This window comes from Sphingomonas sp. ID1715, from assembly GCF_013044515.1.
Taxonomy (GTDB): domain Bacteria; phylum Pseudomonadota; class Alphaproteobacteria; order Sphingomonadales; family Sphingomonadaceae; genus Sphingomonas_B.
In genome coordinates this window covers 804,197-816,541 of record NZ_JABEPR010000001.1, presented here as the reverse complement: position 1 = coordinate 816,541, position 12,345 = coordinate 804,197, and the positions used below count along the sequence as shown (strand labels likewise).

Below are 12,345 nucleotides of genomic sequence, written 5' to 3'. Positions count from 1 at the left end.
ATGGCCACCGCATTCAAGCTGGACGACGATCAGGCCTGGGCAGCCGTGCTGCGCCGCGACCGGAGCCTTGACGGGCAGTTCGTCACCGGCGTGCTGACCACCGGCATTTATTGCCGGCCGAGTTGCGCCGCGCGGCACCCAAAGCGCGACAATGTCCGCTTCTTCGCAGACGGAGCCCAGGCCGCGGCGGCGGGGCTGCGGCCGTGCCTGCGCTGCAAGCCGGATGAAGTGGCGCGGGATGCCGAAGCCATCGAACGGGCGATCGCGCTCATCGACGCCGCCGAGGCACCGCCTTCGCTCGAGCGTCTGGCGGAGGCGGTCGGCTATTCGCCCTTCCATTTCCACCGGCTGTTCAAGCGGGCGACGGGCGTCACGCCGGCAGACTACGCACGCGCGCGGCGGGCGGGCCAGATGGAGCGGGGCCTGTCGCAGGAAGCGCGGGTGACCGACGCCATCTATGATGCCGGCTATTCGGGGCCCAGCCGCTTCTATGAGGACGCCAGGCGCCGGCTCGGCATGACGCCGAGCGCTTGGCGCAGCGGCGGCGCGGGCGTGACGATCCGCTGGGCGACCGCCGAGACCGACCTCGGCACCATGCTGGTGGCCGCGACCGAGAAGGGCATTTGCCGCCTGTCGTTCGATGAGGACGAGACCGCGCTTAGCCGGCGTTTCCCGAATGCGGAGATCGCCTATGGCGGGGCGGAGATGGCGGCGCTGGTGCAGCGCGCCGTGGCGGCGGTGAACGCGCCCGGCACGCCCCACGACTTGCCGCTCGACGTTCATGGCACCGCCTTTCAGCAGGCGGTCTGGCGGGAGCTGCAGCGAATCCCGGCGGGCGAGACGCGCACCTATGCGCAGATTGCCGCTGCGGTCGGGCGTCCGGCCGCGGTGCGGGCAGCGGGCACCGCCAATGGCGACAATAATGTCGCGGTGCTGATCCCCTGCCATCGGGTCATTCGCAGCGACGGGACTTTGGGCGGCTATGCCTATGGGCTGGAGCGGAAGGCCGAGCTGCTGCGTCGGGAGCGGGGGTGAGCGTCAGCCGTCGTCCTTGCCCCCCTTGGTCTTCTTGGCAGCCGCCTTCTCGATCTCTTCCTCCGCGGTGGTCCAGGTCTTGAGCGCGCCGGCGGCGCCGCCCTTGTCGATGGCCCCGATCAGCGTGGTGGCGAACGCGCTCGCACCTTCCGAGTGACCGCCATAGGCGGCAACCGCGAGCGTGGTGCGCGCCTCGGCCGCCTTGCCCTCGCGCAGCATCTGGCGGGCGACGACGAAGCGCAGCCGCCAGTCCTCGGGCGCGAGCGACAGCGCCGCCTTCAGCCCCGCGGCGGCATTGGCGGTGGGTTCGATCCCCTGCGCAACGAAGCTCTGGTAGAACTCCACCGGCGGTTCGGGGGCGCTGGAGTCCGCGCGATTGGCGCGCGTGAACCAGCGCCGCGCCTCGGTCCAGGCTTTCGCGTCCGTCGACTTGTCCCTGGCGAGACGCGCGACTGCCACCCGACCTTTGTACAGCAGGGCGTCGAGCGAATTCGGGTCCTTGGCGAGCGCCCGGTCGGCAGCCGCCTCGGCTTCGACAAGATTGGCGGCATCGAACTCCGCTTCCGCGAGGCGCAGCAGCACAAACAGGTCGTCGGGATAACGCGCCGCGACCTTCCGCGCCGTGCCGACCAGCGACTTGGCTTCTTCCGGCGTGACGCCCTTTCGCGGGCGGAAGAAGACCGGGACCATCGCCTCCGCGCCTTCGGAAAGCTCCCGCACCGTAACCGGACCGATCGCGATCTTGGAGGCGGGCAGGCGCAGATAGGTCATCTTCGCCCGCTTGTAGCTGTCGAGTTGCGCATCCAGCCTCTTCAGGTCGCCGAACGCCTCCTTGGCGGCATCGAGGCTCGATTTGCCCGCATTCACCGCCTGCAGATATTTGCCGAGCTGTCCCTTGCGCTCGACCGACATGCTGAGGAAATGGGTGAGCAGCCAGCCACGCCCGTAGAGCAGCAGCGTCTGGGTGCCGCTCAGCTTGGTCACGTCCGGCTGCAGCAAGGTCTCGATCGGCAGCGAGCCGAGCCAGAACAGCTCCATCGAGCGGTGCTGGGCGGGCAGCCCGAAGTCGATCGAGCCGTCGGGCTGCACCCGCGCGGTCGAGTTGAACTCGGCAAAGCCTTCGCTGAACCAGATCGGAAAGGCGGCGGGCATGTTCCGGAACATGAAATGGTGCGCATATTCGTGGCGCAGCACTTCCTCCGCATTCAGTTCGCCGCGGCCGCCGCTCATCCGCCGCGGCACGAAGGCGACCGAGCCGCCAGCGCGCGGATTGTAGAAGCCCGCGATGAGGCCGTTGCCGCCGGCGAGCTTCTGCACCGCGCCTACGCTCGACACGGCGAAGATGGTCAGCTTGTTGCCGGGACTGTCGCTGGTCGGCGGAATATTGCGCAGCACGCGCATACCAGCATCGTAGCGCTCAAGCTCTTCGGCGAATTCGCGCAGATTGTCGGCCTTGTCCTCGGAATAGATGATGAAGTGCGCGCTCTCCGCGACCCGCCAGGTGGCATGGGCGGGTGTTGTCGTTGCCAACAGGACGAGCGAACAGAAAAGCTTGCGCACCTTAGTTCCCCGAGCGCGAACGCTCCCCAGTCTGCCCCGCGGCGCAGGAATAGACCAGCCTTTCATTGGGTGACGGCGGCAGCAGGTCGCGCAGTGCGGCGTTGAGTTCGGCGGCGGCACGGTCGGCCTCTGCCGTGCAGCCGGGCGCCGCATGCCGCCGCTGCAGCGTGCGCGCCGCCGATGCGGTCTCGGCCGAAAGGAAATAGCGCTCGACCATCAGCCGCCCGGCCGTCGAGTCGAACCGGCGCAGCTGGGCGATAGCTTCGCGTGGGCTCACCTCGGCGCGCTCATAACCGCTGTCCGTTTCGGCAAAGGCGGACTTGCCGCCCTCGCAGCCGCCTGCCGTCCATTCGAGAGTGAGATCGCTCGGTTCCGACACGGTCAGGTGACTGCGCTCCAAGTCGGGTCGGCACAGCAGGGCGCCCTGCACAGCATCGGCCGACTTGGTTCGAGGCTGTTCGGCGGCAAGGCGCAGGTCCGCCTGGTCCAGGTCAGGACGATTCGCCCAGGCGATCGGCGCCCCCGCCATCAGCAGCAGGCCGGCGGCGCCTGCGGCGGTCGCGAGCTTGCGGTCGTGATGGAGGGCGAGCACCATCGCCCCGTTCAGGAACAGTCCGCCGAACACGAGCAGCAGCCCGGCCACCGCCATGCCGGTGTCGCGCTCGGCAAGCACCACGTCGCGCAGCTGTTGGCGGCGGGCGCCGAGCCGCTCCTGCGACAATTCGGCGCGGTTGCGCGCCGCTTCCGCCTGCTGCGCCTCACTGCGCGCCAGCCGCTCGTCGATCGCGGCCTGCTCGGCACTTGTGCGGCAGGGCAGGCCGGTGACATGCGGCTTCACATTGGCCTCGCGCAGGAACGGCAGGATTTCGCGGACGGAGACGGCAAAGCCGAACACGGCGTCCACGCCTTCGGAGTTGGAAACGAAGCTGTTGATGCCCACGACTCGGCCGCACGCATCGACCAGCGGCCCGCCGGAATTGCCCCGGCCGATCGCCGCGTCATGCAGGACGGTGTCGAAGCGCTGCGACGAGGCGCCACCGGAGACGCGGCCCCAGCTCTTGACGGGCGCTTGGGGCGTCACGAAGCCCTCGGCGCTGAGCTCGCGCGCCCGATCGACGGAGAAGGGGTAGCCGAGCGCCGCCACCGCCGCGCCATCCGGCACCGGCCCGGTTGCGATCGTGCCAGGCTCCACGCGGCCGTCGAGCAGCTGGATCAGTGCCAGGTCGCGCTGAGGCTCATAAGCGATCAGCCGGCCGGTGAAGCGCTTCCGGCCTTCCGATGGCACCACCCCGATGATCGCCTCGCCCTCCGCCGCATCGGTGACGACATGGGCGTTGGTCAGGATTTTGTCGGGCGCGACGGCAACGCCGCTGCCGGTGCCGATCCCCGCCGCTTCGCCATCCTCCATCGCGACGACCACGACGCGCACCACGCTGCGCCCCGCGGCGGCCACGTCCAGATTGTCCTGGGCGAACGCGGGGGCCCCAAAGCCTATAGCTAGAGCTGCAATCCACTGGAGAACACGCAATGGCTGAGCCTTACTTGGCCATGAACGCCTTCACCTCTTCCGCGAAAGCATCTGGCGCGTCGAGCATGATGAAATGCGCGGAGTTCGGGACGCGCTTGACCGTCGCGTCCGAGAGCGGTGCGTAGGCAGCTTGATAGGCCGCATCCATTTGCGCGTCGGTGAACGGCGCGCCGTTTGGTGTCACGTAGAGGATTGTAGTCGGCACCTTGATCGCCGGCAGCTCACTGCGCAGGTCGGTGACCAGCAGTTCGGAAAAAGCATTGGCCACCGTGTCGGCATTGCTGGCGCGGCTGTCCTCCAACGGGCCGGGGCGTTCCGCGACCGTGTTGATCATGGTGTTGATGGTCTTCTCGCGCTCCGCCGCGCGCTCTTCGGGCGTCGCCTTGGCGGAGCGAGCGCGCATCGCGTCGGCGATCGGGCGAACGCTGTCGGCTGTGGCCGTCGGGCCGGCGAACATCTGCCCGATGAACGGGTGCATGTCGACAACCATCAGTTTCGAGATGCTCGTCGGGTATCGCGCTGCCACCATCATCGAGATGGTGCCGCCCATCGAATGGCCGATCAGCGCCGGCGATTTCAGCTTCTCTTCGCTGATGTAGCGCGCGACCTCGTCGGCGACGGGCGCGATCACCGCACCCTGTGCGTTGCCGCCCGGAGCCGCTCCGCCCATGCCGGCGATCTGCACCAGATGATAGCGATAGCCCGGCACTCGCTCAATCGTACCCTTCCACACGCGGGGCGACGAGGCGAGGCCATGGACCAGCACGACATCGGGGCCGGAGCCTTCCGTCGAGACCGTGATCCGATCCGAGTTGAAGGCGGCGAACGAAGGGGCGGCGGCGATCATGGCCGCTGCCGCGAACAATGCACGGAACACGCTGTCTCTCCTGAACCTTTTGCCGCTTCGTCTTACGACGGCGATCGCGTCAAAGAAAGCTGTACGGATCGACATCCACGCTCACGCGGACGCTGTTCGGCCAGTCGAGGCTGCCGAGCCAGTCGCGGATTACGTCCTGCACGTCGAGGGCACGGGTGGCGTGGACGAGCAGCCTGTGGCGATGGCGGCCGCGCAGCATGGCGAGCGGGGCAGGGGCGGGGCCGAAAACGTGCATGTCCTCGACATGCGGCGCGGTCCGGCCGATCAGCCGCGCCGTCTCGGTGGCGGCTTGCGCGTTCTCGGACGAGACGATGATCGCGGCCATGCGCCCGAACGGCGGGGCGCCCGCTTCGTGCCGGGCATCGGTTTCGGCGGCGTAGAAACTGTCGGCATCGCCGCTGACCAGCGCCTGGATAACCGGCGCGCTGACGTCATGCGTCTGGATGAACACGCGGCCGGGTTTCGCGGCGCGCCCGGCGCGGCCGGCGACCTGCGCGATCTGCTGGAAGGTCCGCTCGGCCGCCCGCAGGTCGCCGCCCGAGAGCCCGAGATCGGCATCGACGACGCCGACCAGCGTGAGGTTCGGGAAGTGATAGCCCTTGGTCACCAGCTGCGTGCCGATCACGATCGAGATCTCGTTCGCCTCCATGCGCGCGACGAACTCGGCGGCCTTGGCGGGCGACCAGATGGTGTCTGAGGTGACGATCGCGCGCGGGGCGTCGGGGAACAGGGCTGCGACTTCATCAGCGATCCGCTCCACGCCCGGCCCACATGCGACCAGCGAGTCCTCCGCCTTGCACTCGGGGCAGAGCTCGGGCGGCTTCGCGATCAGCCCGCAATGATGGCATTGCAGCCGGTGAATAAGCCGATGCTCGACGAGCCACGCGGTGCAGTTGGGGCATTGAAAGCGGTGGCCGCAATGCCGGCACAAGGTCAGCGGCGCATAGCCACGGCGGTTCAGGAACAGCAAAGCCTGTTCGCCGCGCGCCAGCGTGTCCTCGATCGCGCGGACCAGCGTCGGAGCGAGCCAATGGCCGCGCGGCGGCGGGTCGGAGAGCAGGTCGATCGGCGCGATCTCCGGCAGAGTGGCGCCGCCAAAGCGCGCGGGCAGCTTGACCTCTTCGTAACGGCCGAGCTGCACCTGGTGCCGGGTCTCGATCGCCGGGGTGGCCGAGGCGAGGATCACCGGTATCTCCTCAAACCGGCCGCGCATCACTGCCGTGTCGCGGGCGTGATAATTGACGCCTTCTTCCTGCTTGAAGCTCGCCTCGTGCGCTTCATCGACAACAATGAGCCCGAGATCGGCATAAGGCAGGAACAGCGCCGAGCGCGCGCCGACCACCACCTTGGCCTGGCCGCTCGCGATCGCTCGCCAGCTGCGCCGCCGATGCGACTGGCGCAGGCCCGAATGCCAGGCGACCGGCAGCACGCCGAAGCGTGCGGCGAAGCGGCGCAGGAACGGCTCGGTCAGCGCGATTTCGGGCAGCAGCACGAGGCTCTGCCGGTCTTCGCGCAGGGCCGTGGCAATGGCCTCGAAATAGACTTCCGTCTTGCCCGACCCGGTGACGCCGTCGAGCAGGAAGGGCTGGAAACTCCGCGCCCGCACCGCTTGAACGAAACGGGTGGCGGCGGCCCCTTGTTCGGGGGTCAGCTCGGGCGGCGCATGATCAGGATTCGGCTCCTCGAAAGGCGTGTCGAGCGCCACTTCGATCGGCTCGATCGCCCCGGCCTTGCACAGGCCGCGGATCACCGCGTCCGAGACGCCCGCGATCAGCGCCAGTTCGCGAATCAGCCCCTGCCGATCGCCGATCCTCTCCAGCGCCTGAGCGCGCTGCGGGGTAAGGCGATCGGGCACTTGCCCGGTGGCGCGATATTCGAGGACGGTGCGTCCGCCCTCCAGCGCCGAGGACGAGGGCAAGGCCATGCGCAGGACCGCAGCGGGCGGCGCGAGATAATAGTCCGCCGTCCACTCGACCAGCCGGCGCAGCTCGGCCTTGAGCGGTGGCGCGTCGTGCACGGCAATCAGGTTGCGCAGCCGGTTGTCGCCGACCTCGGCGTCCGACGGCATCCGCTCCGGCTCCCACACCACGCCGGTCAACTGGCGCGGACCCAAAGGCGCGACGACGATCGAGCCCGGCTCCACGATCATGCCTTGGGGAACCCGATAGTCGAGCGGCCCGAGCGCGGCATTGAGGAGAAGAACGCGGGCGCGGGACATCCGCGCTCACTAGCTGCTCGGATCAGCGCTGCAAGCCGAGCGGGTCAGTCGTCGGGGAACGGATTGAGCCCATGCTCGTCCGCGACGGCGTAGAGGCGATTGACGAGCTCCCGCTCCTGAACAGTGATATAGGGATTCCACACGTCGAGGATCAGCACCGCGCGGAGCTGGTCGCTATCGTTCCAGGCTTCGTGCTCGATCGTGTCGTCGAAGGCGAACGCCTCGCCCTCGACCCATTGCCGCGTCTCGCCGCCCACGCGGAAGCCGCAGCCGTCCGGCACGACCAGCGCCAGGTGGATGATCGTGCGCGCGTTGGTGACGCCGGTGTGTGGCGGTATCCGCGTCTTCGGATGCAGCAGCGAGAAGAAAGCAGTCGGCGCGCGCCCGGCATGATCGGCGAGGGGCAGCTTCGCTAGCGTCGCCGCCGTATCCGGGCAGCGCTCGCAATGCGCGTCGACCCGCTTGCCGTGGCGCCACAGAAAATAGGCGCTCCACCGCTCGCTATGATCGAGGTGGCTCCATTTGCTTTCCGGATAGCCGGACGGATATTGAACATAGGGGCGGAAGCCCTCGTCGCCCTTTTCGAGCAGGTCCTGCAGCTCGGCGCGGATCGCGGGCGCTGCCGCTTCGAGTTCGCCCAGCCACGGAAAATGCTCACGATCGAAATATTCGTCGGCGGGCAGGAAGGGGAAGTGGAGCGCGGCGCATTCGTTCGCGTAGATGCGGCGCCGGCCGAGCATCGCATCCACTGCGGCGTCGAAGCGCCGTGCGTGTCGCCGGTCGAGCCCCGCCCGCGCGGGCGCCAGCGCCTCGTCGATCAGCCTGCCGGTGCGCTGGTGATAGTCCGCGGCAAAGGTCTGACCTTGTGCCAGCAGTTCGCGCAGCTCGGGTGTCAGTTGCTCGGCCGCCGGAGCCACGATCGACGCCTGCGACCACAAGGTCGCAGCCGCAGCAGCCTGACCCTGGCGCTGGAACAGATGCGCCTTGCGCAGCAGCGCCATGAAGAAGCGCGCATCGATCGCCAATATCTGGTCCAAGGCCGCGAGTTCGCCGGCATCGTCGCCAAGCTCGCGGGCGGCGCGGGCGACGTTGAGCCACAGCACCGGCTCTTTCGGATCGGCTGCCGCCGCCTTGGTGAACAAGTCGCGGGCGCGGGCGAAGTCGCCGGTCGATAGCGCATGGGTGCCAAGCGAGTTCAGCGCCTGGGGATGGTCGGGCGCGATCGCCACGATCTGTTCCAGATACTGCACGGCCACGTGCGGCCGCTGCGCCCGCTGCTCGGCCGCCGCCGCCGACAAGAGTTGCGCCACGCGCGCTTCGTTCACCCGCTTGTCCCCACCATCTGACTGCTCCCGCTTGACCTTATATGTCCGTTCGTGTCGAGCGAAGTCGAGACACGTTTCTCGACTTCGCTCGAAACAAACGGGCTTTGGGAGCTTGGCCGAAGCATGAAATTCTTCGTCGATACCGCCGACACCAACGACATTCGCGAACTTGCCGAAACCGGCCTGCTCGACGGCGTCACCACCAACCCGTCGCTGATCCACAAGGCTGGACGCGACTTTTTGGAGGTGGTGAAGGAAATTTGCGCGATCGTGCCGGGGCCGGTCTCGGCCGAGGTCGTGGCGCTCGATCACGAGACGATGATGAAGGAAGCCGAAGTGCTCCGGAAGATCGCCGACAATGTGACCATCAAGGTGCCGCTGACGCTCGACGGTCTCAAGACCTGCCGCAGGCTGACCGACGACGGCACGATGGTGAACGTCACGCTCTGCTTCTCCGCCAACCAGGCGCTGCTCGCGGCCAAGGCCGGCGCGACTTTCATCTCGCCCTTCGTCGGGCGGCACGACGATGTCGGCTTCGACGGCATGCAGCTGATCAGCGACATCCGGCTGATCTACGACAATTATGATTTCGAGACGGAAATACTGGTCGCCAGCGTCCGCCACCCCATCCACGTGCTCGAAAGCGCCAAGCTCGGCGCCGATGTCGCGACCATGCCGCCGGCCGTGATCCGCGCGCTGGTCAAGCACCCGCTCACCGACAAGGGCATCGAAGGCTTCATGGCCGACTGGGCCAAGTCCGGGCAGAAGATCGGGTGAAGCAGATCCTCCCCGGTACGGGGAGGGGGACCGCGACGCTGAGCGTCGTGGTGGAGGGGGCCCGTTCCGGCGCTGAGGGCCCCCTCCACCATGCTGCGCATGGTCCCCCTCCCCGTGCCGGGGAGGATCTGGTTGGGGCCTTCGCCGATCACCTGCGGCGCGATCGCCGGCGCTCGATCCACACCGTCCGCGCCTATGTCGCGACGGCCGAGCGCCTCCTCGATTTCCTGCGCGATCATCAGGGGGGCGAGCCGAACCTGAAGGCGCTTGGTCTTGCCGATCTCCGCGCGTTTCTTGCGGCACGGCGGGGGGACGGCATCGGCAATGCGTCGACGGCGCGAGAGCTGTCGGCGGTCCGTACCTTTCTGGGCTTCGCCGGCATCGAAGCACCGCGGCTGCGGGGTCCCAAGGTCAAGAAGGGCGTGCCGCGCCCGGTCTCGCCGGCCGAGGCGATCGCGTTGGCTGAGGACGTGGCGGAGCAACGGGAAGGCTGGACCGGCGCCCGCGACCTGGCGGTGCTGCTGCTCCTCTATGGCAGCGGGTTGCGGATCGGCGAGGCAATGGGTTTGACCGGCGCGGCACTGCCGCTCGGCGGGACGCTGACCGTCACCGGCAAGCGCAACAAGACCCGGGTCGTCCCGCTGCTGCCGCAGGTTCGGCAGGCGATCGAAGCCTATGTGGCCGCTTGCCCCTATCCGCCTGCCACTGAACAGCCGCTGTTCCGGGGAGCGCGGGGCGGTCCGCTCGAGCCGTCGCAAGTTCGTCGGGCGGTGCGGCGGGCGCGGGGTCGGCTCGGGTTATCCGAGCGGACGACCCCGCACGCGCTTCGCCACAGCTTTGCCACCCATTTGCTGGGACGCGGCGTCGATCTTCGCTCGCTTCAGGAACTGCTCGGCCATGCGAGTCTGAGTTCGACCCAGATCTATACGGCCGTGGATGCCGCGCATCTGATGGACGTCTATCGGAACGCCCATCCGCGTGCCTAGCCGCGGGGCCGCCATGTCGCCACGCGATACAGATACCAGCCGATCATCAAGGCCATGACGGCAAGCGCAACCGGCCCGACATAGTCCTGCAGTCGCTCGAAATTCGAGCCGAGATACACGCCGGCACCGGTGAGCACGGCATTCCACACTGCGCTCCCCGCAAACGTCCAGATGACAAACTTCCAATGAGGCATGCAGGTGAGGCCGGCGGGCAGCGAGATCAGCGTCCGGCCTGTCGGCATAAAGCGGAAGACGAAAATCACCCAATGGCCATGGCTGACGAAAAAGCGATGCAGCCGCTCGACTTCGTGCCAGTCGAGCGTGAGCCAGCGGCCGTGTCGTTCCACGAAGGGGCGAAAGCGCTGATAGCCGATGCGCCAGCCGATCCAGTACCAGAAATAATTGCCGAGCAGGGTTCCGGCCGTGCCGACCAGCACGAGCGTGAGAAAGTCCATCTGCCCGCGTGCTACGGCGATTCCGCCGAGGCCCATGATCACTTCCGAAGGGATGGGCGGAAACACATTCTCGAGCACCATCAGCGCGAAGATGCCGAAATAACCGCCGCCGGTGATCAGTTTGAGGATGAAATCGGTCATGGGTGATGCGAACGTCTCAACTCGCCGTTCGCTTCGAGCGCAGTCGAGAAGCGGCTTCGGGTGCAGGCGGATGCGCGTTTCTCGACTTCGCTCGAAACGAACGGATCAGGTTGGTCTCCCGACCTTCCGTTCGATCGCGTCCCAGATCAGGCCGGCGGTGTCGGTGCCGTTGAAGCGGTCGATGGCGACGATGCCGGTGGGCGAGGTAACGTTGATCTCGGTCAGCCATTCGCCGCCGATCACGTCGATGCCGACGAACAGGAGGCCGCGTCGTTTCAGCTCCGGCGCGAGTGCGGCGCAGATTTCCTGCTCGCGCGCAGTCAGCTCGGTCTTGGCCGCCTTGCCGCCGACCGCCAGGTTGGAGCGGATTTCGCCTTCGCCCGGGATGCGGTTGACGGCGCCGGCGACTTCGCCGTCCACCAGCACGATCCGTTTGTCGCCGGCGGCGACGCTCGGCAGGAATGCCTGCACCATGTGCGGCTCGCGATAGGCGGTGTTGAACACCTCGATGAGCGAGGACAGGTTGGCGCCGTCCGCGCCGATTTTGAAGATTGCCTTGCCGCCATTGCCGTGGAGCGGCTTGACGACGATCTCCCCATGCTCCTCCAGGAATTTCCGCGCGGCGCCGAGCGACCGCGTGACCATGGTCGGCGGCATGAAGCGCGCAAAGTCGAGCACCCAGACCTTTTCCGGCGCATTGCGAACGCTCTCGGGATCGTTGACGACCAGCGTCTCGCCCCGAATCCGCTCCAGCAAATGGGTGGCGGTGATATAGCCGAGATCGAACGGCGGATCCTGCCGCATCCACACCACGTCGACATCGCAGCCGAGATCGAGCAGCACCGGCTCCCTCGGCGTGAAGTGGTTGCCCGGCTCCGGCCGCACCGTCATCGGCGTGCCGAAAGTGTAGAGCCGGCCATTCTCCCAGGTCAGATCTTCCGCCTGATAGTGGTAGCAAAGATGGCCGCGCTCCTGCGCCTTCAGCATTAGCGCGAAGGTGGAGTCGCCCGCGATGTTCAGCCCTTCCATCGGGTCCATCTGGAACGCCACACGCAAGCTCATCCCACTCTCCTTCAGCCTATCCAGGCGTTGCGGATGTGGCGGGGCAGGGACCAGGGCGCAAGCAGGATCACGTCAACGCGGAGGTCGTCGCCCGGCCGAGCGAAGCGGGGTGCAAGCATCGTCGCGGCGGCGGCGACGCGCGACAGCCGATGCTGGTCGATGGCGAGGTCGAGCTCTGCACGGGTGGCGCGGGTCTTCACTTCGACGAACAGGGTGGTGCGGCCACGCCGTGCGATCAGGTCGACTTCGCCGGCATGCGTCCGCACCCGCCGCGCGACGATGCTCCAGCCCTGAAGGTTGAGCCACAAGGCGGCGGCCGTTTCGCCGAGGCGCCCGCGGCGCTCGGCGGCTTTACGCTTCTGATTCACCCAGCCACCGCCG

Annotated in this window: 11 protein-coding genes; 3 read left to right on the top strand and 8 right to left on the bottom strand. The window is 67.6% G+C overall.

Features of this window, described 5'->3' with window-relative positions; translation table 11 throughout:
- The gene (ada, locus tag HJG53_RS03905) at positions 1 to 1,035 is read left to right on the top strand and encodes a bifunctional DNA-binding transcriptional regulator/O6-methylguanine-DNA methyltransferase Ada (protein WP_171127844.1); all 1,035 of its coding nucleotides are present in this window, start codon (positions 1 to 3) and stop codon (positions 1,033 to 1,035) included.
- A 3-nt stretch (positions 1,036 to 1,038) separates the two neighbouring features.
- Here the strand turns inward: ada and HJG53_RS03900 are convergent, their stop codons facing one another.
- Genes HJG53_RS03900 through HJG53_RS03880 form a run of 5 tightly spaced genes read right to left on the bottom strand, consistent with a single transcriptional unit; the run spans position 1,039 to position 8,543 of the window.
- On the bottom strand, positions 1,039 to 2,595 hold the full coding sequence (locus tag HJG53_RS03900; RefSeq protein WP_171127843.1) for a hypothetical protein: 1,557 nt from the start codon (positions 2,593 to 2,595) through the stop codon (positions 1,039 to 1,041).
- 1 nt (position 2,596) lies between these two features.
- Positions 2,597 to 4,123: a S1C family serine protease gene (locus tag HJG53_RS03895; protein ID WP_171127842.1), complete on the bottom strand. Its 1,527-nt coding sequence runs from the start codon at positions 4,121 to 4,123 to the stop codon at positions 2,597 to 2,599.
- A 10-nt stretch (positions 4,124 to 4,133) separates the two neighbouring features.
- The gene (locus HJG53_RS03890; protein WP_171127841.1) at positions 4,134 to 5,000 is read right to left on the bottom strand and encodes an alpha/beta fold hydrolase; all 867 of its coding nucleotides are present in this window, start codon (positions 4,998 to 5,000) and stop codon (positions 4,134 to 4,136) included.
- A gap of 49 nt (positions 5,001 to 5,049) precedes the next feature.
- A complete protein-coding gene (locus HJG53_RS03885; protein ID WP_171127840.1) occupies positions 5,050 to 7,218 on the bottom strand; it encodes a primosomal protein N' in 2,169 nt (722 codons plus the stop codon).
- 44 nt (positions 7,219 to 7,262) lie between these two features.
- A complete protein-coding gene (locus HJG53_RS03880) occupies positions 7,263 to 8,543 on the bottom strand; it encodes an aspartyl/asparaginyl beta-hydroxylase domain-containing protein (protein ID WP_171127839.1) in 1,281 nt (426 codons plus the stop codon).
- A 123-nt stretch (positions 8,544 to 8,666) separates the two neighbouring features.
- Here HJG53_RS03880 and fsa point away from each other — a divergent pair, with 123 nt between their 5' ends.
- Complete coding sequence (fsa, locus tag HJG53_RS03875; protein ID WP_171127838.1) at positions 8,667 to 9,320, top strand: fructose-6-phosphate aldolase; 654 nt, start codon at positions 8,667 to 8,669, stop codon at positions 9,318 to 9,320.
- Between the two features lie 128 nt (positions 9,321 to 9,448).
- Positions 9,449 to 10,306 (top strand): tyrosine recombinase XerC, encoded by an 858-nt coding sequence (locus tag HJG53_RS03870; protein ID WP_171128170.1) that lies wholly within the window; start codon positions 9,449 to 9,451, stop codon positions 10,304 to 10,306.
- Here the strand turns inward: HJG53_RS03870 and HJG53_RS03865 are convergent.
- The 3 genes from HJG53_RS03865 to HJG53_RS03855 form a co-directional block, all read right to left on the bottom strand.
- Positions 10,303 to 10,902 carry a DedA family protein gene (locus HJG53_RS03865; RefSeq protein ID WP_171127837.1) on the bottom strand — a complete coding sequence of 200 codons (600 nt, stop codon included), beginning with the start codon at positions 10,900 to 10,902 and terminating at the stop codon, positions 10,303 to 10,305. The two genes, HJG53_RS03870 and HJG53_RS03865, sit on opposite strands and share 4 nt — an antisense overlap.
- Before the next feature lie 105 nt (positions 10,903 to 11,007).
- Positions 11,008 to 11,964, bottom strand: coding sequence for a glutathione synthase (gshB, locus tag HJG53_RS03860; RefSeq protein WP_171127836.1), 957 nt, complete (start codon positions 11,962 to 11,964; stop codon positions 11,008 to 11,010).
- An 11-nt stretch (positions 11,965 to 11,975) separates the two neighbouring features.
- Positions 11,976 to 12,332, bottom strand: a complete 357-nt coding sequence (locus HJG53_RS03855; RefSeq protein WP_368039498.1) for a YraN family protein — start codon at positions 12,330 to 12,332, stop codon at positions 11,976 to 11,978.
- Positions 12,333 to 12,345: the final 13 nt, after the last annotated feature.